This is a genomic window from Porticoccus hydrocarbonoclasticus MCTG13d, from assembly GCF_000744735.1.
Taxonomy (GTDB): Bacteria; Pseudomonadota; Gammaproteobacteria; order Pseudomonadales; family Porticoccaceae; genus Porticoccus; species Porticoccus hydrocarbonoclasticus.
In genome coordinates this window covers 987,166-1,013,911 of sequence record NZ_JQMM01000001.1, presented here as the reverse complement: position 1 = coordinate 1,013,911, position 26,746 = coordinate 987,166, and the positions used below count along the sequence as shown (strand labels likewise).

At 55.4% G+C, this 26,746-nt stretch carries 25 protein-coding genes; 12 read left to right on the top strand and 13 right to left on the bottom strand.

The window, feature by feature from the left end; genetic code table 11:
- Positions 1-6 precede the first annotated feature (6 nt).
- The 5 genes from U740_RS04845 to U740_RS04825 are packed head-to-tail and all read left to right on the top strand — an operon-like array spanning position 7 to position 3,599.
- Positions 7-558, top strand: a complete 552-nt coding sequence (locus U740_RS04845) for a MotA/TolQ/ExbB proton channel family protein (RefSeq protein WP_036859381.1) — start codon at positions 7-9, stop codon at positions 556-558.
- A complete protein-coding gene (locus U740_RS04840) occupies positions 555-968 on the top strand; it encodes an ExbD/TolR family protein (RefSeq protein ID WP_036859379.1) in 414 nt (137 codons plus the stop codon). The genes U740_RS04845 and U740_RS04840 overlap by 4 nt, the downstream gene beginning before the upstream one ends.
- The gene (locus U740_RS04835) at positions 965-1,807 is read left to right on the top strand and encodes a heme/hemin ABC transporter substrate-binding protein (RefSeq protein WP_051921208.1); all 843 of its coding nucleotides are present in this window, start codon (positions 965-967) and stop codon (positions 1,805-1,807) included. The genes U740_RS04840 and U740_RS04835 overlap by 4 nt, the downstream gene beginning before the upstream one ends.
- Entirely contained in the window at positions 1,807-2,829 is a 1,023-nt protein-coding gene (locus U740_RS04830) for a FecCD family ABC transporter permease (protein ID WP_081890845.1), read from the top strand. The genes U740_RS04835 and U740_RS04830 overlap by 1 nt, the downstream gene beginning before the upstream one ends.
- Before the next feature lie 11 nt (positions 2,830-2,840).
- Positions 2,841-3,599, top strand: a complete 759-nt coding sequence (locus tag U740_RS04825; protein ID WP_036859378.1) for a heme ABC transporter ATP-binding protein — start codon at positions 2,841-2,843, stop codon at positions 3,597-3,599.
- Positions 3,600-3,609: 10 nt separating this feature from the next.
- Here the strand turns inward: U740_RS04825 and U740_RS04820 are convergent, their stop codons facing one another.
- Entirely contained in the window at positions 3,610-4,290 is a 681-nt protein-coding gene (locus tag U740_RS04820) for a TetR/AcrR family transcriptional regulator (protein ID WP_051921207.1), read from the bottom strand.
- A gap of 308 nt (positions 4,291-4,598) precedes the next feature.
- Here U740_RS04820 and U740_RS04815 point away from each other — a divergent pair, with 308 nt between their 5' ends.
- Together U740_RS04815 and U740_RS04810 are read left to right on the top strand one after the other, a co-directional pair.
- Entirely contained in the window at positions 4,599-5,783 is a 1,185-nt protein-coding gene (locus tag U740_RS04815; RefSeq protein WP_051921206.1) for an efflux RND transporter periplasmic adaptor subunit, read from the top strand.
- A gap of 26 nt (positions 5,784-5,809) precedes the next feature.
- A complete protein-coding gene (locus U740_RS04810; protein WP_036859376.1) occupies positions 5,810-8,962 on the top strand; it encodes an efflux RND transporter permease subunit in 3,153 nt (1,050 codons plus the stop codon).
- 10 nt (positions 8,963-8,972) lie between these two features.
- Here the strand turns inward: U740_RS04810 and U740_RS04805 are convergent, their stop codons facing one another.
- From U740_RS04805 to U740_RS04785, 5 genes are all read right to left on the bottom strand, one after another.
- On the bottom strand, positions 8,973-9,905 hold the full coding sequence (locus U740_RS04805) for a PA2778 family cysteine peptidase (protein ID WP_036861298.1): 933 nt from the start codon (positions 9,903-9,905) through the stop codon (positions 8,973-8,975).
- A gap of 38 nt (positions 9,906-9,943) precedes the next feature.
- Positions 9,944-10,324, bottom strand: a complete 381-nt coding sequence (locus U740_RS04800; protein ID WP_036859373.1) for a PA2779 family protein — start codon at positions 10,322-10,324, stop codon at positions 9,944-9,946.
- A gap of 265 nt (positions 10,325-10,589) precedes the next feature.
- Positions 10,590-11,957 carry a DegQ family serine endoprotease gene (locus U740_RS04795; protein ID WP_036859371.1) on the bottom strand — a complete coding sequence of 456 codons (1,368 nt, stop codon included), beginning with the start codon at positions 11,955-11,957 and terminating at the stop codon, positions 10,590-10,592.
- 216 nt (positions 11,958-12,173) lie between these two features.
- A complete protein-coding gene (locus tag U740_RS04790; RefSeq protein ID WP_036859369.1) occupies positions 12,174-12,641 on the bottom strand; it encodes an Hsp20 family protein in 468 nt (155 codons plus the stop codon).
- 160 nt (positions 12,642-12,801) lie between these two features.
- Complete coding sequence (locus tag U740_RS04785) at positions 12,802-13,221, bottom strand: universal stress protein (RefSeq protein WP_036859368.1); 420 nt, start codon at positions 13,219-13,221, stop codon at positions 12,802-12,804.
- 143 nt (positions 13,222-13,364) lie between these two features.
- Here U740_RS04785 and U740_RS04780 point away from each other — a divergent pair, with 143 nt between their 5' ends.
- Both U740_RS04780 and U740_RS04775 read left to right on the top strand, forming a co-directional pair.
- On the top strand, positions 13,365-14,444 hold the full coding sequence (locus tag U740_RS04780; RefSeq protein ID WP_200877044.1) for a quinone oxidoreductase family protein: 1,080 nt from the start codon (positions 13,365-13,367) through the stop codon (positions 14,442-14,444).
- A gap of 60 nt (positions 14,445-14,504) precedes the next feature.
- Complete coding sequence (locus tag U740_RS04775; protein WP_036861295.1) at positions 14,505-15,854, top strand: sodium-dependent transporter; 1,350 nt, start codon at positions 14,505-14,507, stop codon at positions 15,852-15,854.
- Positions 15,855-15,863: 9 nt separating this feature from the next.
- Here U740_RS04775 and U740_RS04770 read toward each other — a convergent pair whose 3' ends face one another.
- Together U740_RS04770 and U740_RS04765 are read right to left on the bottom strand one after the other, a co-directional pair.
- Positions 15,864-16,631, bottom strand: a complete 768-nt coding sequence (locus U740_RS04770; protein WP_036859364.1) for an SDR family oxidoreductase — start codon at positions 16,629-16,631, stop codon at positions 15,864-15,866.
- A gap of 114 nt (positions 16,632-16,745) precedes the next feature.
- Positions 16,746-17,306 carry an HNH endonuclease gene (locus U740_RS04765; protein WP_036861292.1) on the bottom strand — a complete coding sequence of 187 codons (561 nt, stop codon included), beginning with the start codon at positions 17,304-17,306 and terminating at the stop codon, positions 16,746-16,748.
- A gap of 546 nt (positions 17,307-17,852) precedes the next feature.
- Here U740_RS04765 and U740_RS04760 point away from each other — a divergent pair.
- The 3 genes from U740_RS04760 to dxs all read left to right on the top strand — a co-directional run bounded on the left by U740_RS04760 (position 17,853) and on the right by dxs (position 21,003).
- Positions 17,853-18,086: an exodeoxyribonuclease VII small subunit gene (locus U740_RS04760; protein ID WP_036859363.1), complete on the top strand. Its 234-nt coding sequence runs from the start codon at positions 17,853-17,855 to the stop codon at positions 18,084-18,086.
- Positions 18,086-18,976 (top strand): polyprenyl synthetase family protein, encoded by an 891-nt coding sequence (locus U740_RS04755; protein ID WP_036859361.1) that lies wholly within the window; start codon positions 18,086-18,088, stop codon positions 18,974-18,976. The genes U740_RS04760 and U740_RS04755 overlap by 1 nt, the downstream gene beginning before the upstream one ends.
- A gap of 89 nt (positions 18,977-19,065) precedes the next feature.
- Positions 19,066-21,003, top strand: a complete 1,938-nt coding sequence (dxs, locus tag U740_RS04750; RefSeq protein WP_036859358.1) for a 1-deoxy-D-xylulose-5-phosphate synthase — start codon at positions 19,066-19,068, stop codon at positions 21,001-21,003.
- Between the two features lie 41 nt (positions 21,004-21,044).
- Here dxs and U740_RS04745 read toward each other — a convergent pair whose 3' ends face one another.
- The 5 genes from U740_RS04745 to U740_RS04725 all read right to left on the bottom strand — a co-directional run bounded on the left by U740_RS04745 (position 21,045) and on the right by U740_RS04725 (position 26,689).
- Positions 21,045-21,884 carry an SDR family oxidoreductase gene (locus U740_RS04745; protein WP_051921205.1) on the bottom strand — a complete coding sequence of 280 codons (840 nt, stop codon included), beginning with the start codon at positions 21,882-21,884 and terminating at the stop codon, positions 21,045-21,047.
- Positions 21,885-21,957: 73 nt separating this feature from the next.
- Positions 21,958-22,305 (bottom strand): YqcC family protein, encoded by a 348-nt coding sequence (locus U740_RS04740; RefSeq protein ID WP_036859357.1) that lies wholly within the window; start codon positions 22,303-22,305, stop codon positions 21,958-21,960.
- 25 nt (positions 22,306-22,330) lie between these two features.
- Entirely contained in the window at positions 22,331-24,463 is a 2,133-nt protein-coding gene (gene dinG / locus U740_RS04735; RefSeq protein ID WP_036859355.1) for an ATP-dependent DNA helicase DinG, read from the bottom strand.
- A 2-nt stretch (positions 24,464-24,465) separates the two neighbouring features.
- Positions 24,466-25,614 (bottom strand): 1-acyl-sn-glycerol-3-phosphate acyltransferase, encoded by a 1,149-nt coding sequence (locus U740_RS04730; protein WP_036859353.1) that lies wholly within the window; start codon positions 25,612-25,614, stop codon positions 24,466-24,468.
- Positions 25,615-25,672: 58 nt separating this feature from the next.
- A complete protein-coding gene (locus U740_RS04725) occupies positions 25,673-26,689 on the bottom strand; it encodes an aspartate carbamoyltransferase (RefSeq protein ID WP_036859352.1) in 1,017 nt (338 codons plus the stop codon).
- Positions 26,690-26,746 lie beyond the last annotated feature (57 nt).

Below are 26,746 nucleotides of genomic sequence, written 5' to 3'. Positions count from 1 at the left end.
CGTCCCATGAATCTGATGACACTGCTTGAACAACAACTGGGCCCAATGGCCTATCCGCTCTCACTTTGTGCGCTACTGTCCTTGATCATCCTGACAGAGCGGCTGGTTGTGATTGGTTACACAACCGTGCGAGGCAAACTCAGACGGGACAGCCTGACCGTCATGACAGGACACGCTGGACAGCCAAAACATATCCAGCAGGAAATTGCTGCCGTGTGGCTGCAACACCGACAACGGCGGCTGGCGAGCGGTATCCGGCTACTGCAGATACTCGCCCTGCTATCGCCACTATTGGGACTGCTGGGTACAGTGGTTGGACTGATACAGGTCTTTGATACCCTGGGGGAACAACGGGGCCCCATTGAGCCCGCCATGCTTGCCGGCGGGCTGGGGATCGCCATGAAAACAACGGCCGCCGGACTGATCATTGCGGTGCCAGCACTGGTGGGCGCACACGGCTTCAATATGTGGGTCGACCAGTTGATAAGCGGGACTGAACAGTTTATCAACCTGCAACTGCTGAAGCTCGATGGCGTCTCGATGGGTACCCTGCCGTGATTCGCTCGCCCCTCCAGATCAAGCTGGAAGCAGGCCTGGAACTGACCCCGTTGATTGACATCATCTTTATCGTCGTGGTGTTCCTGCTGCTTACCGCCAATCATCGACTGCTCTCTCTGCCCGTGGATATTCCGGATACCGACCAGGCTACCAGCGAACTGGAGGAGGGACCTCAACGGCTGCTGATCACGCTCTATCAGGACTCGCCCCACTGGGGTATTGGCGAACAGCGCTACAACCATTGGCAGGAATTTCAGTCCCGCCTTTTGCCCCAGCTGGATGACAAAAACCGGCCTGTGACGGTCGCCCCCGACAGCCGCGCATCCGTGGAGTCGCTGGTCAAACTGCTGGCGCTGCTGAATGAACGACAGATGACCGACACCCAAATTCTGATGGAATCGAAACCATGAAAAAATTCCTCCGCTCATCCCTGATGTCAGTCCTGTTGGCCGGGGTATTATTTGGCGCTGTTGCCACAACACAGGCCGATACAAGGCTGGTGAGCACCGATGCGCTGGTCACTGAGCTGATCTTTGCTCTGCGGGCGGACAGGTATCTGGTTGCCGTGGATGTCACCAGCCACCTGCCACCGGATTACCGGCCACTGAAAATCGTCGGTTACCACCGTAACCTGTCTGCAGAAGGCCTGCTGAGCCTGTCACCCACGCTGGTGATTGGCAGTGAGCATATGGGTCCGGCACCCGCACTTGATGCACTCAGGCAGGCGGGCGTCACCCTGCTGCAATTGTCCTCTCCAGATCATCCGAAGCAGTTGCGTGACAATATTCAACGAGTGGCCGAATCACTGGGCCTGTCTGAAACAGTGGCACCCTTGCTGGCAAGACTGGATCAACAGTTGCTAGCCCTGGAAAGCCAGCCTATAACAGGCAGCAGTGCCGCTTTCCTGCTGGCCACCGATCCCGCCAAGCTTCGCCTGGCCGGCCACGGCACCACTGGCGAAGCATTCATCCGCCTCACCGGCGGCCACAATGTTGCAGATTTCACCAATTACCGCACTGTCTCGGCAGAATCCCTGCTCGCCATGGACCCCGACATCATCATTCTCGCCGGGCAGGAAAAAGACCACGCTCTGGATAGCTTTATCAAAAGCAATCCGGTACTGACGCACAGCCGGGCCGCCCGATTCGGGCACATTATTGCCGTTGATGGCAGCACACTGGTCGCAGGACTGAGCCTAGCGTCCATTGAAGAAGCCAGACAACTGATCCTTGCAGTAAAGGCGAACTGATGCGACTCCCCGTTATGATCTCCGGTATCGCGCTGGTTGCCATGATTATCCTCGGCAGCTTGCTGTCGCTACTGCAGGGCGCGCTGGATTTACCGCCAACAGAGAGCCTACTGGCACTCTGCGATACCCTGTTCGGCACCCACTGGAGCACACTGGATGATTACCAGCGGGTAGTCGTCACTGAGCTGAGACTGCCGAGGCTGCTGCTGTCTGTGTTTGTCGGCGCCATGCTGGCACAGTGTGGCGCAGTGATGCAGGGACTGTTCCGCAATCCACTGGCAGACCCCGGCATTATCGGCGTTTCCTCCGGGGCTGCGGTCGGCGCTATTGTTGCTATCGCTATTTTTCCCGCCTCCATAGGTCCTCTGGCCGTGCCCGTGAGTGCTTTTGTCGCCGGCCTGCTCACCACAATGCTGGTCTACAGCCTGTCCCGGTCGAAACAGGGCACCTCAGTACTGGTACTCCTGTTGGCCGGAGTGGCCATCTCCGCCTTTGCCGGTGCGACCATCGGTTTTATCAGCTACTTTTCAAACGATGAAAAGCTTCGCCAATTGAGCCTGTGGCAGATGGGCAGTCTTGCCGGCGCCAGTCAGGTAAACCTGTGGCTGGGATTTTTCACCGTTGTGGCCCTGGCTATTGCATTCCAAAGGAAGACGTCCGCATTGAATGCACTGGTACTCGGGGAATGTGAGGCTCGCTACCTCGGTATCAACGTGGAAGGGCTCAAACAGCAGCTGATTATTCTGGTCGCCGTTGGGGTCGGCATCTCCGTCGCCTACGCCGGTATTATTGGTTTTATTGGTCTGGTGGTACCGCACCTGGTAAGGCTGGTGACCGGGCCTGACCACCGCAGCCTGATCCCGCTCTCTGCACTCTGCGGTGCCCTGCTCCTGCTGGTGGCGGACCTCATGGCAAGACTGGTGGTACAGCCGGCAGAACTGCCGGTGGGTCTGGTCACTGCACTACTGGGGGCGCCCTTTTTTCTGGCGCTGTTAATCCAGCAACGGCGTCAATGGAACTAGGGCCTACCGCTATGCTTGAATTGACCAATCTCCGTTCTCAACACGGCAAAGTGCCACACCTTGTCGTTGAGCAACTGAGCATCGGCACGGGCATGATGGTGGGGGTCGCCGGTCCAAACGGGTCGGGAAAATCCACCTTGCTCAGGGCCATCGGCGGTGATCTGCCTGTCACCGGTGACATCCTTTTTTATCAGCGATCCTTGCGCCAGTGGGATCCACTGGACAGGGCGCGACACCTAGCCGCACTTCCCCAGTTCAGCCAGATTGGCTTTTCATTTACTGCCGACGAAATTGTTGCCATGGGAATGATCCCACTTTCCCTGTCCCGTCAGGAAGGCAGACAGCAGGTGGCTGCTTTGATGAAAGACACGGATTGCCACCACCTGATGGGCAGGGCATTCCCATCACTGTCCGGAGGAGAGAAGCAAAGAGTCCATCTGGCCAGGGTGCTACTGCAATTGAGCCAGGCCACACAACCACCCTTGCTGGTGCTGGACGAACCGACCTCGGCACAGGATCTCAAACAACAGCACAGAATACTGGCACTGGCCCGCTCACTATGCCGCCAACGCGGTTACGGAGTCATCGCCGTGCTGCATGATCTCAACCATGTACTGCGCTACTGCGACCATTGTGTATTGATGAAGGAAGGAAGATTATCCGCACAGGGAAAACCCGGCGATGTGCTCACCCAGAATACCATTGAGGCTCACTGGGAATACCGGCCACAACTGGTCGGTCATATGGAGTCCATCCCGGTTTTTGTATAACCGAACGCGGCTATCTGAGTCTTGGCAACAGTATCTCGCCGACAAGAGGGGAAACCCCCGGCTGTGGCTCCCAGGTGGGTCTGGTGCTAAACCAGTAGTCCGTTTTCAGTGCCAGCAAGCGGTAGAGACCGGTGGGCAGATCACGTTTGATTTCCTCGTCATCACTGTGCACCTGGGCATAGCTGAGCACGCCGTGGATGTAATGATAGAGCAATCTGGCGGTTTGCTCGGCATCCACACCGTCATCAAGACAACCCGCTAACTGCAGGGCCTTTACCAGTGACAGGTTGTATTTTACCGCAGTTTGCGAAAGTAGCTGGAGCGCTTCGATCACCTTCTCGTCACCGGAGCCAATCTGTGCCCCGGCATTGTAAAAAGGGCAGCCCCGGATACCCGCACGATCGTTACCCATCTTCGCCACAAACAGAAAATGCACCAGATTTTCAAGTTGCTCAAGCGGGGTGTTGACCGGTGAAAAAACCGCATCAAGATCACTTTTTATCACTTGCCAGTAATAGGCTGTAGCCTCACAGAACAGTGCCGCCTTCGAATCAAAGTGGTGGTAAAAGGCACCCTTGGTGACGCCCGCCTGTTTGCAGATTTCATTCACACCGACACTGTTGTAATTACTCTGCCAGATCAGCTCAAGCGCTGTTTCCAGCAGGCGCTCCCGGGTTTCGGTTAACGACATATCAGGTATCTTTCAGGTTAACGTCAGGCTTCACAGTATAGATACCTAACGGTTTGCCCAGCAACCCATGCCAGCTGGCAAAACCCCTGACACCGCTGCCGTCTGAAAACCCACGATGGTGTAACTGCGCTTACCGGTTGAAATATATCTATAAATTACTCAAATACAAAACGATGCCCCAGCCAGCCTATTTTGATTTCAGCAATTGACTGACATACCGACCGGTATGTAAGCTGCCATATTCAAGAACAAATCGCCTTTTTCGGCAACAGGAAGCCGTTTAATACCTCAAAATCTGGAGCTCAACCATGCCTGACACATCCGGCAAAAGGCGCCCTCGCGTTGCTGCGGGCGCAACAGCCACTGTACTGTTGACCCTGCTGGCGACCCTCTATTACGCCGCATTCCCTCACCAGAGCCATTCCAGTGACAAGACGGCAACAGGTGCACCACCTGCGAGACAGGTTCCAGTTACAGCGGTGGCGCTGGAATCCGTTCGCCTCTGGACACGCTTTGCCGGACGCCTGACCGCAGTAAATACTGCCGAGATAAAACCCCGGGTAAGCGGCGAGATTCAGCAGGTGCTGTTTCAGGATGGTCAACTGGTCGAACGGGGTGAACTACTGTTTGTGATCGACCCCCGGCCCTACCAGGCCGCCGTGCAACAGGCAAAAGCACAACTTGCCTCTGCAGAGTCCCGCACCACCCTGGCGCGAGACGAACTGGCACGGGCCAGCAAGCTGGTCGGGCGGAAACTGGTGTCGGACAGCATTTATGATTCGGCGAAAAATGAATACCAGGTAGCCAGCGCGATGATACAGGAGGCGGAAAGCACCGTGGTAAGAACGGAGCTGGATCTCCAGTATGCGCATATCAAGGCGCCTTTTTCAGGCCGGATAAGCCGTGCAGAGCTCACCGTCGGCAACTTGGTGGAAGCCGGTGCCAGTGCGCCCGTACTGGCAACACTGGTATCCAACCAGCAGTTGTATGCCGAATTCAATGTGGACGAGCAAACCTATCTGCAATCAATCCGGACCACCGGTAATACCGCGGCGATGCCGGTAGAACTGACACTGGCGAACGACGACCGGGTTTACCGGGGCAAAGTCCATGCGTTCGATAATCAACTGGATATTTCCAGCGGAACCATCCGGGCGCGGGCCATCTTTGATAATACCGACGGGGCCCTGACACCCGGCATGTACGCCAATGTTCAACTCGGTGCAGCCACCGAAGTGGAGGTATTGCTGATTCCCACTGGCGCTGTGGGCACCAATCAGGACAAGAAGTTTGTCTATGTGGTCGGCGAAGACCATATCGCCGCCTACCGCGAAGTCACCCTGGGTCAGTATCACAAAGGGCAACGGGTTGTGTTGAGCGGGTTGCAACCTGACGATCAGGTAGTCATCAACGGACTCGCCCACATTCGGCCGGGAATGCCGGTCGATCCCACACCTGCCCAACCCGAGGCTGCCGACACAACAGCTGAATAGTCTCAATATTCCCCTGAAGGACCGCCATGAATATTTCCAGATTTTTTATAGATCGACCGATCTTCGCCGGTGTACTCTCCCTGATGGTGATGATCGCCGGTCTGCTGGCGATGTTTCAGTTGCCGATTTCCGAATACCCCGAGGTAACACCGCCTTCAGTGGTAGTGAATGCTTCTTTTCCCGGCGCCAATCCCAAAGTCATTGCCGAGTCAGTGGCGACGCCGCTTGAGGAGCAACTCAGCGGCGTGGAAAACATGCTTTACATGTCTTCCCAGGCCACCTCAGATGGGCGGATGACCCTGACCGTCACCTTCAAAATAGGGACCGACCCCGATCTAGCCCAACAGATGGTACAGAACAGGATATCCCAGGCCCTGCCCCGCTTGCCGGAAGTGACGCGGCAGCTCGGGGTAACGGTCGTGAAAAGTTCGCCGGATCTCACCCTGGTGGTCCACCTGGTATCACCGGATCAGCGCTACGATGAGCTCTACCTGCGCAACTATGCGCTGATGCATGTCAAGGACGAGCTGGCCAAGGTCAATGGGGTTGGCACGGTGCGCCTGTTTGGCTCCGGCGACTATGCAATGCGTATCTGGCTCGACCCGGAGAAAATTGCCGAGCGCAACCTCTCGGCCAATGAAGTAATTGCGGCGATCCGGGAACAGAATGTGCAGGTGGCAGCGGGCATCATCGGCGGCGCGCCCATGGCCGAGCCGGTGGATGTGCAACTGCCCGTCAATGCCATGGGGCGATTGGAAACCCCGGAGGAATTCGCCGACATCATCGTGCATGCCGGCAATAGTGGTCAGATCACCCGACTCAGAGATGTCGCACGCATTGAGATGGCAGCTGCCGATTACAACCTCAATGCCATGCTGGATAACAAACCCGCTGTGGCGATCCCGATTTTTCAGGCACCTGGCGCCAATGCCATCGCCATCTCCGATGAGGTGCGCCGCACCATGGAGGCACTGAAGCCGCTGTTTCCCGAGGGCCTCGATTACGAGGTGGTCTACGATCCCACGGTATTCGTCAAGGACTCGATCAAGGCTGTGGTGAAAACCCTGCTGGAAGCCCTGCTGCTGGTGGTGATTGTGGTCGTGGTCTTCCTCCAGACCTGGCGTGCCTCAATTATTCCGCTGCTGGCTGTGCCGGTGTCGATTATCGGCACCTTCGCCCTGATGTGGCTGTTCGGCTTTTCCATTAATACCCTGTCACTGTTCGGGCTGGTGTTGTCCATTGGCATCGTGGTGGACGACGCCATCGTGGTGGTGGAGAACGTCGAGCGCAATATTTCCGAGGGACTGGATCCCCGTGAGGCCACTTATCGAGCCATGCAGGAAGTCAGTGGGCCGATTATCGCGATCTCGCTCACTCTGGTGGCTGTATTTGTGCCGATTGCCTTTATCAGTGGGCTGACCGGCCAATTCTACAAGCAGTTCGCCCTGACCATTGCCATCTCAACCACCATCTCGGCTTTCAACTCTCTGACGCTGAGCCCTGCCCTCGCGGCGCTGCTACTGAAAAGCCAGGATGCGCCCAAAGATCGCCTGACAAGGATCATGGACAAATTGTTTGGCGGCTTCTTCCGGTTGTTCAACCGGGGCTTCAAAAAATCGTCCAGCGCCTACTCCACATCCATCGCTGATTTGCTGAGCCATAAAACCACGTCTTTTGCGGTTTATCTGGTATTGATCGGCGTGACCGCTATTGGCTTCAGCGGTCTGCCGAAGGGATTTGTCCCGCCCCAGGACAAGCAGTACCTGATCAGTTTCGCGCAGCTGCCCGATGGTGCGTCCCTGGCCCGCACGGAAGCCGTCATCCGGGAAATGGGCAGCATTGCCATGGCCGAAGAGGGTGTCGCCAATGCGGTACAGTTCCCCGGCCTTTCGGTGAACGGCTTTACCAATAGCGCCAGTGCCGGCATCGTCTTTGTCACGCTGGAAAACTTTGACCAGCGCAATTCGCCCGAACTGTCCGCCGCGGCCATCGCCGAACGCCTGCAAATGCAATACGCCGGTATCAATGAGGCGTTCATTGCGATTTTCCCACCACCGCCGGTCATGGGCCTCGGCACCACCGGCGGATTCAAACTGCAGATCGAGGATCGCGCCAATCTTGGCTATGAGCAGCTGGCCGCGGTTGTAGACAATGTTCAACAGGCCGCATGGCAGGACCCGGCACTGGTCAATGTCTATTCCAACTACAAGATCAATGTCCCCCAGCTATACGCCGATCTTGACCGGACCAAAGCCAAACAGCTCGGCCTGGATATCAAGGAAATCTTCGATACCATGCAGGTCTACCTCGGCTCGCTGTATGTGAATGATTTCAACCGTTTCGGTCGCACCTACCAGGTTATTGCCCAGGCGGATGCCGAATACCGCACCAGCCCTGAAAATGCCTTGAACCTGAAAGTGAAAAATGACCGGGGGGAGATGGTACCGCTGGGCAGCGTGCTGGAAATGAAAGAGAGTTACGGTCCGGAAAGCGCCATTCGCTACAACGGCTATCTGGCGGCAGATATGAATGGTGACGCGGCACCCGGCTATTCCAGTGGTCAAGCTCAGGATGCCATCAGCAAAATTCTTGACAGGGTGTTGCCACTGGGCATGACCTTTGAGTGGACGGACCTGACCTACCAGCAGGTACTGAGTGGCAATACCGCCATCTTTATTTTCCCCCTGTGCCTGTTGCTGGTCTTTCTCGTGCTGGCCGCACAGTACGAAAGCCTGGTGCTGCCGTTGGTGGTGATCAGTATTGTGCCACTGTCGGTATTGTCGGCGGTGGCCGGCCTGTGGCTGACCGGTGGCGACAACAATATTTTCACCCAGATCAGCCTGTTCGTGCTGGCGGGCCTGGCCAGCAAAAACGCCATTCTGATCGTGGAGTTTGCCCGGGAGCTGGAGCACAAGGGCATGGACACCTGGCACGCTGCGGTGACGTCAAGCCGGATGCGGTTGCGGCCAATTCTGATGACGTCCTTCGCATTCATCATGGGTGTAGTCCCGATGGTACTGTCCACCGGCGCAGGTTCCGAAATGCGCAGCGACATCGGGGTTGCGGTTTTCTCCGGCATGCTCGGCGTAACGTTTTTCGGGTTGTTTTTTACCCCGATTTTCTATGTGCTGTTCAGAAAACTGTCACGCACCAGCAAATTCCATGTACCCGCAGAATAAATCGGGCGGATCACTGCCGAAGTGCGTCGAGGGTCTTCTGATACATTGATGCGTGTGGCCCCCCCAGGGCCACTGCCTGTTCAGCCATGGCAATCGCCTCGGTGTGTTCACCGAGTTCAAAGAGCAATTGGGCGAGATTGTTATAGGCGGGGGCAAAATCCGGGGCGACGGTGAGTAACCGGCGATACCCGGCAAGCGCCTCCGGCAATTTGCCCATATCGTAGTGCAGGTTGGCCAGGGCAAACCCGAATATCTTGCTGTTCGGCCAGCGTTCCAGCCCCGCCTGGTAGGCTTTTTCCACGTCTACTGCAGGATTGTTGCGCCCAAAGTCGATCACCGAAAGGAAGTATTTCTGTTCGTCCACCTGCCGGGGCAACTTCCCCGGTTTCAGCAGAATCACACCCCAGTAATCACTGCGTTGCCAGGTTTGTTCAAACACCCCCAGCCTGGTCATGCGCCGCTTCTTCTCACCGGAATGCATCACCAGTTTTTCACTGCTCAGGTCGTACCCAACCACGACTGCGTAATGCCAGACCTCATACCAGCTGACGCCCAGATTTTGTAACACCAACACCGGGTTGTCGGCCTGCACTTCACCGATCAGATGCTCGAGACGGGGTTCGATAATATAGGGGATTCGTCCATAGGATCTGGCAGCAGCCAGCATTTCTACCTGAAAGCTGCCCTTTCTGTCGGGCACATACACCTTGCTCACCAGATCGTCGGGCACTACGGTGGAAAGCCCAGAGGCAGAGAGCACCGTGGCGAGAGCAGCGGGACCACAGTGATAATCGTTTTGCGGAAAAAAAGGCACCCCCTCTATGATGTGGGATACATGCCGGGAGCTATCTTCCGCTTGTCCAGCCAACAGCTGGTCTGTCTGGGGTGTACTGACACACCCGGAAAGCAGAACAGAACACAGAAAAAAAACACGCGAGATCATCGCGTGTTTTTGAAGGACCAGATTACTGTGAATCAATTTCAGACACCGGGGAAGATATCGGTCACCCCGGCAACATCAAGCAGAATCAGGATCAACAATACCAATGCGATTGTACCCAGAACACCGCCTGCAGGCAGGTCGGCCATCTGCTGGTTCAGCTCGGCGACCTCCGCGTCGCTCATTGAGTCCACCCGATCACTGACATCGGCAATATCAACACCCAGGCTGGTCAGTTTATCGGATACATCCTGACGAGCCAGAAGGTCTTTGATTTCTTCACGACCCAGATCGGAAGAAACCTCAGCGGCAACCGTATCGGTACCCACCATCACCGCATGGGACTGACTCACCAGCCCAGCGAACATCACCATGGAAACCAGTATATAGCAGACCAGTTGCCTAACGGATTGATTATTCATACTTGAACTCCCTATTGAAAAGAATCGACCGCTGCAAACCTGAGTGCGCGGATACTTTGAAGATAGTAGAAACGTGGCTTACATACCGATATCGACTGGCCACTCAGGGAACACTTTCATCCTACTCTGGTTTTGACTGAATAACTGTTAAATCGATCATTGCATGACAAATGAATGTAACCGGCACAGGCAAAGGGATTTTTCATGGCAGGCAAGGTATCCGGTGATGCCTGCAAGAGACAGGCCCACCGGATAATATGGAACGCTAGCGGATCACCAGGTAGAGGGAGTTGCCATTCCTGTTGACATGGAGCAGGACGGACTGCTTGCTCAGGGAAAGCGCTTTTTTGAAGCTATCTAGGTTGGTGACGCGCTGCCGGTTGGCACCCAGAATCACATCACCGGGGCGCAAACCGTTATAGGCAGCTACCGAGTTCGGTGATAAGCCCGACACCAGTACACCCTCACCATCCGGGTTGTTTTCAAAGCGGGCACCTTCCAGCAGCTTGTGCAATTCACCCGTGGTGGACGTCAATTGCTGTGGCTCACCCACCTCAATATCAACTTTTTTCACCTTGCCATCGCGAATGTAGGTGAGTCGCACTTCGTCACCAATGGATTTGATGCCGATCTGGCTGCGTAGCTGTCCGGAAGAGTTGGTCGCTTCACCATCGACGGCAATAATCACATCCCCTGCCTGCACGCCAGCCTTCTTGGCAGTGGAGTCGTCACTAACACCGGTCACCAGCACGCCTCGCTGGCCGTTCTCGAGATTGAAGGCTTCGCGCAACTCGGGCGTAATATCCTGGATACCAATACCCAGCTGACCGCGCTTCACTTCGCCATATTCGAGTATCTGATCCATACTGGCTTTGGCCATATTGATAGGAATAGCAAAGCCAATGCCGATATTGCCACCGGCTGGTGCCAGAATCGCAGTATTAATTCCCACCAGCTCCCCGCGCAGACTGACCAGTGCACCACCGGAATTGCCGGGGTTGATGGAAGCATCTGTCTGTATGAAATTTTCATAGCCTTCAATACCGAGACCGGTGCGATCCAACGCACTGACGATACCGGTTGTCACGGTCTGTCCGAGCCCAAACGGGCTGCCGATGGCCACGACAAAGTCGCCGACCTCCAGTTTGCCGGAATCACCCAGTGGTACTTCAGCCAGGTTATCGGCCTCAATCTGCAAAATGGCGATGTCCAACTCGGGGTCGGAACCTCTGACCTTGGCGGTAAACGAACGGCCATCTTCCATGGATACCTGGACTTCATCTGCACCTTTGATCACGTGATAATTGGTCATCACAATGCCGTCATCGGCATTGACTATCACCCCCGAACCCGCGCTTTGCTGGCGTTTTCTGGGCGGCTGTTGGCGCTGCTGACGGGGGTCCGGCGCATTGAAAAAATGCCGGAAAAAGGGGTCGTTCATCAAGGGGTTGTTCGTAGCCTGCTGGCTGGAAAATGTCGCGATATTGACAACTGCCGGACTGACACTCTTCAGCATTGGCGACAGCGAGGGCAGCTCCCTGTCTGAGCCATCGTGCAGCGGTAGCGCCGCCTGGGTAAAACCAACCACCAACAACATGGATACCGCGAGCATGAAATGTCTGAACTGATGCATGCTAAAAACTCCTGAGGATTACCGAAGGCCTGACTGTCCAATAACAGTGCCCAACCCGTTTACTTTTACTTGCTTGATCATTGAACCACTTGTCTTGCCACCGGTCCGATCAGCTACGCTCTCGACCCTGACAGTGTTGTGGGACACGGTTTGGAAAAAATAATTCCCAAGTATTTTTAGTGAGCGGGGCGGCAATTACCCTGCCGCCCCACTTGTTCAGGCCGCCTGGCTACTGTTATCGCTATTCTCAAACACATTCCCACCGTCACTGATCGGGATGGTTCTTGGTTTCATGGCCTCCGGAATTTCCTTGAGCAGGCTGATGGTCAGCAGGCCATTGTTGAGATCCGCAGATGTCACTTCAACATGATCCGCAAGGTTGAATTTGCGTTCGAAGGCGCGCCGGGCAATCCCCTGATGCAGGTAATTGCGGGAGGTCTTGTCACTCGCTTTTTTGCCATACACAGTCAGCACACCTTTCTCCACCTGGATATCCAGTTCGGCGCGATCAAAGCCAGCCACTGCAATGGTGATGGCATAACGGTTTTCATCGAGCACCTCAATATCGTAGGGCGGGTATACCGTCGAGGTCTGCTCAGTGCGCAACGCAGTTTCCAGCAACGGTTCAAGACGATCAAAACCGATTGTGCTGCGATACAGCGGGGTCAGGTCAACAGTTGCCATAACATATCCTCCATTAGAAGCAATATAAAAAGTAATGGTCGTGGGCATGCACTCTGCAAGAGACGTGACGCCCACATGGCTTATGTAGGTACGGCAATCTGAATTTCAAGGGTCGCTGTGGCTGGCTCTCCCTGAACACAAGAAGGACGCAAAAGGCGTTTCAGCGAACCATCAATACGGATACTGGCGCGAACAGGGCGACTTGATGGCTCAGGGTGCCAAAAGACTGCTGTTCCGGCTTGATGATTCGGGCCGCCATCACAATCAGGTCTATCTTCACTTCTCTACAATAATGGATGATTTCGGGGGCGCGCTTACCCACTGCTATCAATTTCTCGATTGGCACGCCGGGAAACTCTGACTGAAAATGTTGCTGCCAACGCGTCAGGGTTTCGTCGGCCTGACTGGCAAGCTTCTGGTAAAAAGCTTCCAGCTCTCCATCGGTTTCACCACCCAGCTTCTCCAGCACATGTAGCAGGTGTAGCTGGCCGCCGGACTGGAAAGCCATCGACAGTGCTTCCCGGATAGCGGGCTCATTTTTATCCGTCAAATCCGTCGGAACCAGAATATTTTTATACATCACTATTCCCCTTTTTTAAGTATTGCGATATGACTCGATTTCTTAACCATCCGACCTGCAAATCAGTCAGGATGACTGTCACAACTGTTTACACTCCCTGCCCATAATGACATGTTAGTATCAATGCGGTGTAGTCGGTATCCATGGTCAAAATCGCAGGCAACGCGATTACCGATCAGGGATCTGTTTTCGCCTGCGAACAATGGAGAGCTAACATGAAGGCAGTGGTACTCGACAGTCTTGGTGGACCTGAAAAGCTGACGCTGCGTGACATTGAACGAAAAGCCCCTGGGCCGGGTGAAGTAAGTGTAAAACTGGCTGCCAGTGCGCTGAACCGCCGCGACCTCTGGATCACACAGGGTAAGTACCCAAAAATAGAGTTACCCTGTGTTCCCGGCTCTGACGGTGCAGGGGTTATCGATGAACTGGGGGAGGGTGTCCAGAACGAGCTGTTGGGACAGCAGGTGGTGATATACCCTGCCAAAAACTGGGGCCCGGAACAGCGCCACTACGGCCCGGATTTTCGGGTATTGGGTATGCCGGACCAGGGCACTTTCGCCGAATACATCTGTGTTGCGGCGAGCGATGTTTACCCAAAACCTGCCCACCTCGACTGGCCACAGGCAGCCGCTATTCCGCTGGCGGGACTGACTGCCTGGCGTGCCGTTACCACCCAGGGAGATGTACAGCCCGGTCATCGGGTATTGATTACCGGTGCCGGCAGCGGTGTTTCGACCTTTGCCGTTCTCTGGTGCCTTAATCTCGGCGCCGAAGTCTATGTCAGCAGTGGCAGCAATGAGAAGCTGGCTCACGCCAAAGTCATGGGGGTAACCGGTGGCGAAAATTACCGGGATCCAGCGTGCTATAAAAAACTTCGGCAACAATCCGGCGGCTTTCACACAGTGATCGACAGCGCTGGCGGCGACGCGCTCAACAGCCTGCTGGATAGTTTGTTACCCGGTGGGCGACTGGTCTTCTTTGGTGCCACCCTTGGCAACCCGGCCAAAGGGTTGGAACTGGCTAAACTTTTCTTCCGACAAATCCGTATACAGGGTACGACCATGGGCAGCAATGCAGAGTTTGCCGCCATGATCGACTTTGTGACAGCACACCGGATCCTGCCTGTTATTGATCGGGTGATGGCGCTGGAGGACGCGGTCGCGGCCCATCAACGGATGGAAGGGTTTTCACACACCGGTAAAATAGTGCTGCTGAATGACTAACATCCCAGCAAGACGGCAACTTCGGTCGTCAGAACTCAACGCTCAACACGAGTGATTGCCATGTCTTCCCCCCGCGGGCAGTTCTCATCCCGTATTGGCTTTATTCTGGCGGCCTCGGGGTCGGCAGTGGGGTTGGGGAATATCTGGGGATTTCCCACCAATGCCGCCGAGAATGGCGGCGGTGCCTTTGTACTGGTGTATTTCCTGCTGGCGTTTTGCCTGGCCTACCCGGCACTCATGGCCGAATTGATTATCGGTCGTCATACCCGCGCCAATATGGTTTCTGCACTGCAAATCATATCTCCTGGAAAAAACGCCAGATTGCTGGGAAAACTGACGGGTTTTTACGGCATTATTGTCGCCGCGCTGATCCTCAGCTTTTACAGCATTGTGGCCGGCTGGATGCTCGCCTATCTGCTGGAACCGATGGTCAACCTCAGCGGACTGCCGGGATTGGCCAACTGGCTCACTGCTTTCAGCGCACCCAGAAACCTACTGTTCTGCGCGATTTTTCTGGTTGTTACCTGCGCGGTTATCAGTTCCGGCGTTGAGCACGGCATCGAAAAATGGTCATGTCGGTTAATGCCGGCTCTGCTGGCAATGATGGTTTTTCTGATCGTTTATGTGCTCACCCAGCCCGGCGCAGTCGATGGGCTCAAACTCTACCTGATCCCGGATTTCAGCCGCATCGGTGATCCAAAATTGATCCTCAGCGCCCTCGGCCAGGCTTTCTTTTCCCTGTCACTCGGAGTCGGCACCATGCTGATCTACGGCTCGTATCTCAGGCCAGACGACAACCTTCCCGCCATGGGCGCCATTGTCACGGCACTGGATTCATCCGTGGCCTTTCTGGCGGGTCTGCTTGTACTGCCAGCAATGTTTGTCGCCCGGCATCAGGGGGTGGAAATCTATACGGCTCAGGGGACGTTGATGGCCGGGCCAGACCTGATTTTTCAAACACTACCCGCTCTGTTTCAAACTATGGCTGGCGGTACTGTGGTTGCTTTGCTGTTCTTTACCCTGCTATCTATCGCAGCGCTCACATCATCGATTTCCATGCTTGAAGTGCCCGTTTCCTACACTCTCGAACAACATGTTGCCAGTCGCCCTATGGCCACCTGGCTGTCCGGCGCGATAGTCTTTGCCATCAGCACGGTGATCGTGATGAATTTTGACACTCTGTTTGCGGTCGTCGTGACCCTCACCACCCGCTACAGCCAGCCCCTGCTGGGACTGATGTTATGTGTTTTCGCCACCTGGGTCTGGCGCAGGGACCAGGTTCTGGAGGAAATTCGCCGAGGTCTGCCCGATGTACAGCACAGTCTGTTCTGGCGAATCTGGCCCGGCTACGCAAAATTCTGCTGCCCAGCACTGATACTGATGGTACTGGCACAGAGCCTGATGAACTAGCACTGCGCCTCAGAAAGTGCCTCGGTAGTTGCCGCCATCAATCAGGATATTCTGGCCGGTGATGTAGGCTGCCTGTTGGCTGCAAAGAAATGCACAGGTGGCACCAAATTCCTCGATCATGCCCAACCGGCCGGCCGGCAGACCGGCGATAATGTCCCGGGCAGAAAGCCCCCGGCTCTCACCGATCAGTGTGGCGGCGCCATGACCTCGCTCGGTATCAAAGAGTCCCGGTAATAAATTATTGATGGTCACATTAAAGCGCGCCGGGTCCCGGGAAATCCCGGCCACAAAACCGGTCAACCCCGAACGGGCGCCGTTGGACAACCCCAGTGGTTCAAACGGCTGCTTTACCGCAGCACTGGTGATATTGATAATCCGCCCAAACCGTCGTTCGATCATGCCATCCAGGGTGCGGCGAATCATATCAATCGGGCTATACATATTGCCATTGACCGCTTCGAACCATTCTTTCTGCCCCCAGTTGCGGAAATCTCCCGGCGGCGGCCCCCCGGCATTATTCACCAGAATATCCGGTGCAGGGCAGGCGATAAGGACCGCATCCCGACCCGCCTCCGTCGTAATGTCACCTACCACCGTGGTCACCTCGGCGCCCGTGGCTACCCGGATCGCCTCAGCGGTTGCTGCCAGCGTACCGGCCTGCCTCGCCATGATTACCAGCTTGGCGCCCTCCGCTGCCAAGGCCATCGCACACCCTTTACCCAGCCCTTTACTGGCGGCACAAACCAACGCCGTTTTTCCGGCAATTCCGAGCTCCATTCAATGATCCTCAACAATGGGTTAATGGCTTTCGGGGCAAGAGGCTAGCATGGAATTGGCAAAATGTGACGCCTGTTAAACTGTAGGATCGCCGGGAAGTGTCGAACAAATAGACTACAACAGCCTCGAATTTCTGGAAAACTGGCTCCGCAAAAATTCCATCTGATCCCCCAATATCCGCCTGGAGTTAATCAGTGCCAGATATTCTGCGTTGTTGGGCCTGAACGGCAGAGCGACCAGCTGCATATTTAATTCATCGAGCAGACGATCAGCTTTGTGCTGGTTACAACGGCGACAGGCGGCAACCACGTTCTCCCAACGATCCTCCCCACCCCTGGAAGTGGGCACGATGTGATCACGTGTGAGCGCATTGCTCTCAAAGGGACGGGCACAGTACATGCACAAATAACCATCGCGGGCAAACAGTGCAGGATTGCTCAGCGGGTGCCGTGTCTGTGGACGCGCCAACTGCTCACCGGTACAGGCAATGATACTGGGCAATACCATACGGGTCTGTTCTCCGGTATGGCGGCTATAACCTCCATGAACTTTTTTGACCACATCACCCAACGTCCAGACAACAAGCTCCCTGGCAAACAGGCACACGGCTTCCTGCCAATCCAGCCATTCGATAGGCTGGCCTGCCTGATTGAGTCGTAAAATCCTCGGTTGTATCACGCCGACCACCACTGCTCAATTCCAGAAGTAGCTGCAGACCGTCTTTCCAGAATGCAAAAAGCCCCGTCAAGAACGAACGGGGCCTGAGAATCAGGGCAAAAAGGCATAAAGCATACCCACCGCAGCATCACGGGTATTTTTTTGGGGCGGCACACTGCTTTGGGCTCATTGCTGCAACTGAAGGCCTATTGCTCCTGCGAGGTACAACTTCAGCAATAATAAACCCGGAGAAAACACTGTCAACAGATAAAAAATAAAGCCCTGATACAGGAGATATCAGGGCTTTAGGGGCAGTACAGGAAATTGTGGCTTCCATCTGGAAACCACAGAATAACCTAACATCCATGTTTTTCCTTGGTCATTGCGTTACACATCCATGTGTCACAGCGTCCATGCCACATTACTATCTACTCTTTCCAATGCCGCCACCATTGGTATTTTTCTGTTTTTTTTGTAGGAAAAAGATTACAGATGTGAGCTCACAGAATTGACCACTTCACCTGGCTCGGTTAGTGTTGCAGCTTGATTTTTGGAGCGTAAAACGTGGCCAGCCGCAAAAAACCATTGGATTTTGAGGAAAAACTGCACCAGCTTGAAGAACTGGTCAACGACATGGAAAAGGGGACTCTAAGTCTGGAGGACTCACTCAAAGCCTTTGAAGCAGGCATTAAAATAACCCGCGAATGCCAGCAGGCACTCAAGGATGCCCAGCTTAAAGTCGATATGCTGACTAGCGGATCCTCTGAACCCAAGGTCTTTGATCCTGAGAGCGGCTGATGGACACCCTTTCTTTTGCAGACTTTCAGCAGCAGTCGCAGCAGCGAATTGATCAACATCTCAATGCCATACTCCCCATTGCCGGCCAGGGAGAAACCACCCTTTTCGAGGCAATTCGCTACAGTCTGTTCAACGGTGGCAAACGCATTCGTCCTCTACTGGCCTACGCTGCGGCCAATGCAGTGGGTGAAATCAATCCTTCCACCGACCGGGTAGCGGCGGCACTGGAAATGATTCACGCCTATTCCCTGATTCACGATGATCTTCCCGCCATGGACAACGATGATTTGCGTCGTGGCAAGCCCACCTGCCATATTGCCTTCGACGAGGCCACAGCGATTCTGGCTGGCGACGGCCTGCAAGCACTCGCATTTGAACAGCTCCTCGAGGCACAGCAGTTGCCCCCACAGACAACGCTGCGCTTACTCGCGATGCTGACCAAAGCAGCTGGCATCGATGGCATGGTTTACGGTCAGGCCATCGATATGGCTGCCGTCAACCAAACGCTCACACTCCCGCAACTGGAACATATGCACCGCCACAAGACAGGCGCCATGATTTCCGCCAGTGTCATGATGGGGGGGATGACAGCCGGTGCCTCGGAAGGGCAGCTCGGTGCGCTGAAAGATTATGGCGAAGCAATCGGTCTCGCGTTTCAGGTACAGGATGATATTCTCGATGTCACAACCGATACCGCTGTGCTTGGAAAACAACAGGGATCAGACCAGGCCCGCAACAAACCCACGTATCTATCTCTACTGGGCATTGATGGCGCCCGACAAAAAGCCGCCGAGCTTCACGGCAAGTCACTATCCGCACTGGCCAGTTTCGATGAGCGCGCAGACCAGCTTCGCGCCATAGCAAACTATATCGTCAAAAGGGAATACTAACGTACAGGGCTATTGACCTCGGTAAGGTGGGGACGTTTCACACGACTTTTTGGTGTAAGATTGCACCCTTTACCCAGAATTGATCTTGCATGCCAAAGACCTTTGATGACATACCACTGGTTCGTCCGGAAACCCCGCTGCTGGACACCATCGATCAGCCCTTTCATCTCCGCGAACTGGAACCGGAGCAGCTGCCGGAGCTCGCAAATGAATTGCGCGCCTACCTGCTTTACAGTGTTGGGAAAAGCGGCGGCCATTTCGGTGCTGGCCTGGGAACCGTCGAGCTGACCATTGCCCTGCATTATGTATACAACACGCCCCATGACCGTCTGGTATGGGATGTTGGCCACCAAGCCTACCCCCATAAAATACTGACCAGCCGACGCGACCTGATGCTCCATATCCGGCAGATGGAAGGCCTCTCGGCATTCCCAAAACGGTCGGAGAGTGAATATGACACCTTCGGTGGCGGTCATTCCAGCACATCCATCAGCGCCGCCCTGGGGATGGCGCTGGGTTCTGCCCTCAATGGTGAGAAACGCAAGGCGGTGGCAGTAATCGGGGACGGAGCCATGACCGCAGGCATGGCTTTCGAGGCACTCAATCATGCCGCCCACACCGATGCCGACCTACTGGTGTTGCTGAACGACAACAATATGTCCATCTCCCACAATGTGGGGGGGCTTGCTACCTATTTTTCGAAAATCTGGTCAAGCCGGTTCTATAACTCCATCCGCGAAGGTGGCAAAAAGGTGCTCCGCTCAATACCCTCAGCGGCCACCTTTGTTCGCAAAACAGAAGAACATCTAAAAGCCATGGTGGCACCCGGTATTGTCTTTGAGGAACTGGGCTTCAATTACATCGGCCCTATCGACGGCCATAATCTGCCCCTGCTGGTGCAAACACTACACAATCTGCGCTGCCTGAATGGCCCTATCCTGTTGCATACCATTACCCGCAAGGGCAAGGGATTTGGCCCCGCCGAAGCAGACCCGGTGGGCTATCATGCACTGAACAAGATTGAGCCGAAAACCAAGCCCCAGATAGCAGTCGCAAAACCCGTTGCCAAGGTCAATCCGCCAAAACTCAAATACCAGCAGGTATTCGGTAACTGGCTGTGTGATATGGCGGAAAAAGATTCACGCCTGGTAGGGATTACACCGGCCATGTGCGAAGGCTCTGGGATGGTCGAATTTGCCAATCGCTTTGCCAATCGCTTCCACGATGTAGCTATCGCGGAACAGCACGCCGTCACATTGGCCGCCGGGATGGCCTGTGAGGGAATCAAGCCCGTCGTGGCTATCTACTCCACTTTTCTGCAGCGCGCCTATGATCAGCTGATTCACGATGTAGCCCTGCAGGGTCTGGATGTACTTTTTGGTATTGATCGCGCCGGGCTTGTGGGAGAAGACGGACCAACCCATGCCGGCAGTTTTGATCTCACCTATCTGCGCTGCATCCCGAACATGCTGGTGATGACCCCCTCTGATGAAAATGAAACCCGTCAGTTGCTCTATACCGGCTATATTCACAACGGCCCGGCTGCGGTCCGTTACCCCAGAGGAACAGGGCCCGGCGCGGCGATTGAGCAGGCGATGACCGCACTGCCAATAGGCAAAGGGCTGATCCGTCGAAAAGGCCATCAGGTGGCCATACTGAACTTTGGCACCCTGCTACCTGCAGCCATGGACGCCGCCGAACAACTGGATGCCACCGTAGTGGACATGCGCTTTGTCAAACCCCTGGACAAAGATCTGATAACCCGGCTAGCCACACAACATACACTGCTGGTCACTCTCGAAGAAAATACTACCCAAGGTGGCGCGGGAGCCGCCGTCAGCGAACATCTGGCCTGTATGGGCCTTTTGGTAGGAGTAATGCACCTGGGTCTGCCGGATATATTTCTGGAACATGGCAGCCATCAGCAGCAATTGGCGGCGGCCGGGCTTGATGCAGCCGGTATCCAGCGCAGCATCCAGCAACGGCTGCAACAAAAAAACAATAATCTGTCGGGTACCGCTTCCTGAAACCACGCCACTGGCATTGGCGACGAAAGCTGGCAACGGCTTCACGGTTGGAGAGGTTTTTCGCCGCGTTCTGTTTCGGACTGGCCCGACAGGATCTGCCCAATCAGTCCGGCACCACCGAGGCTCCAGCCACCGTCCACCGGTAACACGGCGCCACTGATGTAGCTCGCGGCAGAAGAACCGAGAAACATCGCCGCTGCGGCAATATCAGCCGCCGTGCCCTGCCGTTTCATTGGCACTGAATCTGCTATCTGCCGGGCACCCCCCGGTCCCGGGGGCGACAGTCGCTTCATTCCCTCAGTTCCCTCAATAGGGCCCGGCACCAGTGAGTTCACCCGAATGCCTTCCGCCCCCCACTCCAGTGCCGTCGTGCGAGTGAGCATATCGACACCCGCTTTGGCGGCGCAGACATGGGATTGCATTTCCATTGGCACAAAGGCCTGTGGCGCGGAAATATTTATCACACAACCGCCCGGTTTCCGCAGGTAGGGATAACAGAAACGGAGCACCTGAAAAGTCCCCAGCAGATCGATATCCATCACCGCTTTGAATGCATTGCCGGACATGCTGTTGGCCGCCGCCGAAAAATTGCCCGCCGCACCGGAGACCAGCACGTCGATGGAACCCAGTTGGCGGTGGGCCTCCCCAAAAACCACTTCCAGTCGCCCTGCATCGCGTACATCGGCAGCAAAGCCCAGTACGATGCCACCATATTCCTGCAATGCCAGCACTGCCGCATCGACTTTGGCCTGGGAGCGACTCAGTACGGCAACAGCCGCACCGGCCTGCGCAAAACCCCGGGCAATGCCCAGGTTGATACCACTGGTGCCGCCGGCAACAAATACCACGCTGCCACGATAATCGAAAGAACACTGGGGCATGAATTTGTCTCCTGAAATGGTGGTACTAAACAGGTCCGGTCTCCAGCAACCTATGAGGCAAGCAGCAATTTGGTCAGCCAGACAGCAGCCGGTCAATTGCTGTCAGCGCCGCGATCAATTGCTCCGTATTTGCCTCTTTTGAGTGTTCCCTAGCTATTGATCTCCCCCTGAAATATTCTTCTGCCATGGGCGCGATCCCGCAAGTTGCGGGCAAGGGAGCCCCACTCTGTACCAGATCCTGCAAACGCGGCAGAAAAATGAATTGTAGCCACTCAACAAATTCCAGCGTATCAATGGCAAAGGGCTGGTCGCTGGCGAGAGCCTCTGCGCTCGGGGCCGAGTCGGACCAGACATCGAGATCCCGCAAATGCTGCTCCACAGCAAAGAGCCGTACAGTCAATTGCCGACGGACCTCACTCATTCTAGTCTCCCGACAGCTTGTATCATCAATTCAACTCACGGCGAAAAGGGGGCAGGTCATCGAGCATTTGCCTGCCATAGCGTTTGCTCACAATCCGGCGGTCAAGAATGGTAATTCTACCGGTATCCTGCTCCGTTCGAATCAGTCGGCCACAGGCCTGATGCAACCGCAGTGAGGCATCGGGCAACATCAACTCCATGAACGGATTGACGCCGCGGAGTTCCAGCCAACCCGACAGGGTTTGATAGACTGGATCATCCGGCACGGAAAACGGCAGCTTGGCAATCACCACATGGCGGCAGTAATCTCCGGGAAAATCCATGCCCTCGGCAAAACTGGCCAGACCAAAAATCGCGCTACCTGCACCCTTATCAATTGTTGCGCGATGCCGACGGACAATCTCCTGGTTGGCCCACTGTCCCTGGAGCAGAATGGACTCCCGGCAGGCATCGGGCAACTGCTCGTAAACCTGTTCCATCTGTCGCCGCGAGGCAAACAGTACCAGCGTCCCCTCTGACCAGTCCACCAGCTCTGGCATGGTTCGGATAAGCGCATCGGTATGGGCCTTGCTGTCACTGCCATCGGCGCCGATATCCGGCACCGACAGCGATCCGGCCCGGGCAAAATCAAACGCGCCGGCCACCGCCGTGAACGCCGTATCTGCCGGCAGGCCACAACGTTTGCCGAAATTCTCGAATTTGCCAAGAGTACGCAGGGTCGCCGAGGTAATCACCGCCGCATGACAACGTTGCCAGAGGTTCTCCCTGAACAGGCCACCCGCATCCGTGGGCGATGCCGATACCTGAATGTCCAGGACACCGCCGGCCTGCTGCTCAAGGGAGAGCCAGCGGGCATAGGGCGAGCTGTTGGCAAGATCATCCTCGCGGGCATAACAGCACCAGAGTTTCAGTACACTATCGGTACGTCCCTGCCAGATCCCCACTTGTTGAAAAAGCTGCTCAATATCCACCCTAGGGACTGGAAAATGGGGCTCGTCCATCGCATCACCCAGCCGGTCGGAGAGCACTTCCAGAAGGGTTGATAGAACACCAAAGGTTTGCGCCAGATGACCTGCCAGCTCGCGAACATCTTCACCGGGATCACCATTCGGATAACACCAGCGTGGCTCCGCATCCCCATCACCAGCCTGGGCCAGAGATTTTTCCAGCACCGGGTAGACCAATCCCAGTAATTTCTCTGCATCACCGGCAGCGGCCGTCAGCTTTTCCAGACGGCTCTGTATTTCCGGCGCGTCTTTCAGTAATTCGTACCAACTATCCACCTGCTTCTGCATCTTGCCCAGCCATTGGCTTGTGGTTCGCAGTCTGCAGCTACCGGCAAAATGATTGAGCGCTGTGCCAGCAATGCGGTGCCCCTCATCAAACAGGTAAATCGTGTCCTCCGGCGGAGGGAGGATGACACCACCACCCAGGGCCAGATCTGCCATGACCAGATCGTGATTGGCCACGATACAATCCGCCTGATCCAGTGCATCGCGGGCGTTGAAAAAACAGCACTCGCGAATCAGGCGACAGCGACGACCTGCACATTGACGCCGGTCTACGGTCAGGGGACGCCAGTCACTGTCTTCCAGCGATTCCGACCAGGCATCCCGGTCACCCGCCCATTGATCTGTTTGCAGGGCATCATTCATGGCGCGATAGCTGGCAATCAATTTGCCGGTGGGATTAAAGCTGATCTCGTCTTCGAACATGAACTGACCGCTGTCTTTCGCAGTGACACTGTCCAGGCATTGTTCAAGACGAACCGGACAAAGATAGCGACCACGCCCCTTGGCCAGGGAGATCCGGTAATCCCAGCCGGTACTTTTGAGCAGGGCCGGGATATCGCGGTTGACCAATTGTTCCTGCAGCGCCACCGTGCCGGTGGCAATCACCACCCGCTTGCCGCGATGACGTGCAATCGGTAATGCCGCCAGCAGATAAGCCAGCGTTTTGCCGGTACCGGTGCCCGCCTCCACCACACAGACCGGGTTGCCCGCTTTGCGGTGCCCCTCTGCATCACTGTTAATGGAACCCAGACTGTTGGCAATGGCCGCAATCATCTGCTTCTGGCCCAACCGGGGCCGCAAACCGTTGCTGTCGAGAAAAGCGCGGTAGCCTCCCTGGATAGTGTTTCTCAGCTCCTCTTCCAGCACGCCTAAACCAGACCGAGTTTCAGTTTGCTGCGCACCGGGTTGGCATACATATCCAGCACAATCTCCCGATAGGCCTCCGGCATGGCGAGGATGCGCCCCTCAAAAGCCCGGGTTTCCCTCGCCCAGTCACAGGGATGCTGCGCTTTCCAGTGAGCCAGTTGCGGTGAATCGCCTTCCAGTTTCTGATAGGCAATCAGGTTGGTAGGTTGCAGGTGGTAATTACCGATAACTTGCCGGTCCACTGCTTCGGCCATGGCCTCAGGAGAGTCGATTGATCTGTCCAGCGGATCACCAAAAGCCACATGGACAGCGCCCTTGCGCCCCACAATACCCTGATAGATGCTCAGCAGGTCTTCATGTGCCTCTTTTTCATAAGCCCCCGCTGTTTGACGGGTATACAGCTCTTTGGCCTTCGCCTCATCCAGCGGATCCAGCTCATAGGAAATGGCCACTGGCACTACCTTTAATTCACGGATGGCTTCGGCAAAACTCTGCTCCTTGGTCTTGCTCAATGAGAGCATTTTCAACAGGGCTTTTTCCGTTTTATCCACACCGTCCTTTGCTCGACCCTCCCGTTGTGCTATCCACACAGAAGCCCGCTCTTCAAGCAGGGAAAAACGGATGTAGCGCGACAGTTGTACCAGCGCAGTGAGTTTTTCCCGCCGCCCTACCGGGGAGCGTTTGACGATGAAACTTTTGTTGATGCGCATCAGATCGGACGTAAAATCTTTGGTCAATAAATTGTCACCAATAGCAATTCGCACCGTATCGCGGCCGTTGTGGTAGAGCACAAAATTGACAAACGCCGGGTCCATGGCGATGTCACGATGGTTGCTGATATACAAATAAGCCGAGTCCGGGTCCAACTTCTCCAGTCCCGATACGGTTACCTCGGTACCAATATTGCGTAGCAGGTTGGCCATGCTGGTGCCCACGGCTTCCTGAAAATCCCGTACATTATCAATTTTGGCAAAGGCTTTTCTGAGTACACGGCTGATCAGTGGTCGCATCAGCCAGGGCATCCAGCGACCCAGACGCCGATATTTGATGGACATCAGCGTATCGATGAATTCCCGGTCAATGGCCAGGCGGGCCAGCACATCTGGCACTTCGCTATCGTAGTAGGGACGAATATCGTCAAATTCGTTCATAGGACCTGCATGGTAATAAATTATTATCGACTGCCCACAGGAAAGGCCGTGGGATGGATCAGGGTGACAAGCGCGGGTTATACCAACAGACCTCAGTGGCGTATTTTTCCACCAGGTGGGTGACATCCAGAATCATTGAAAACAGGGCCATTCTTACCAGCAGGCCATTGTCCGTCTGACGAAAAATAGCCAGATTCGGATTGCTGTCCAGATCACAATCCAGCTCGTTGGCTTCCGCCCGGGAGTCTCGCGGCAGCGGATGCATAATGACGGTATTGGGTTCACAGTTCGAGGTATAAATCGCCTGGTTCAGACGAAACCGTCCGCGATACAGGTCCGCCTCATCCTTACTGGAAAAACGTTCTTCCTGAATGCGTGTGGAGTAGACAATGTCCACATGCGCAATGCTCGGCTCAAGCCGGTCTGATTCGTCCACTTTGATTCCCGCCGTGCGCATCTCCTCCACCAGTTCCCTGGGCATGGCCAGCTCCCTCGGGGAAACCAGCTCCACTGAAATGTGCCGGAACAGCATCAGCAACCGGCACAGGGAATGTACCGTACGGCCATGCTTGAGGTCACCGATCATGGCAACCCGTAGTCCGTCCAGCTGGCGTCCGCGACCTTTCAGCTCTTTTTCAATGGTATAAAGATCCAGTAACGCCTGACTGGGGTGTTCATTGCTGCCGTCACCTCCATTGATCACCGGAACCCGGCTGGAGGAGGCGAAGGCCGCTGCAGAACCGGACTGGGGATGGCGCAGGCAGATTATGTCGCTAAAACCGGATAGTACCCGTGCCGTATCCTGCAGGGACTCACCCTTAGTCAGGGCCGACGCCTCGAAACCGGCCGTCTCACGCACCTCACCGCCGAGGAGATTGAAGGCACTGCCAAAGCTGATCCGCGTTCGGGTGCTCGACTCAAAAAACATATTGCCGAGGATTGCGCCTTCCAGTACACGGGTGATTTTCTGCCGCTGCGCGTAGGGCTCCATGCGATCGGCCACCCGGAAAATCCGATCAATATCATTGCGCTCAAACTGACTGATGGAAAGAATACTGGCGCCTTTGAATTCCACACACTGCCCCTAGATGAATAACAAAACCGCTGCATTTTAGCGACTTTGTCAGGTGTG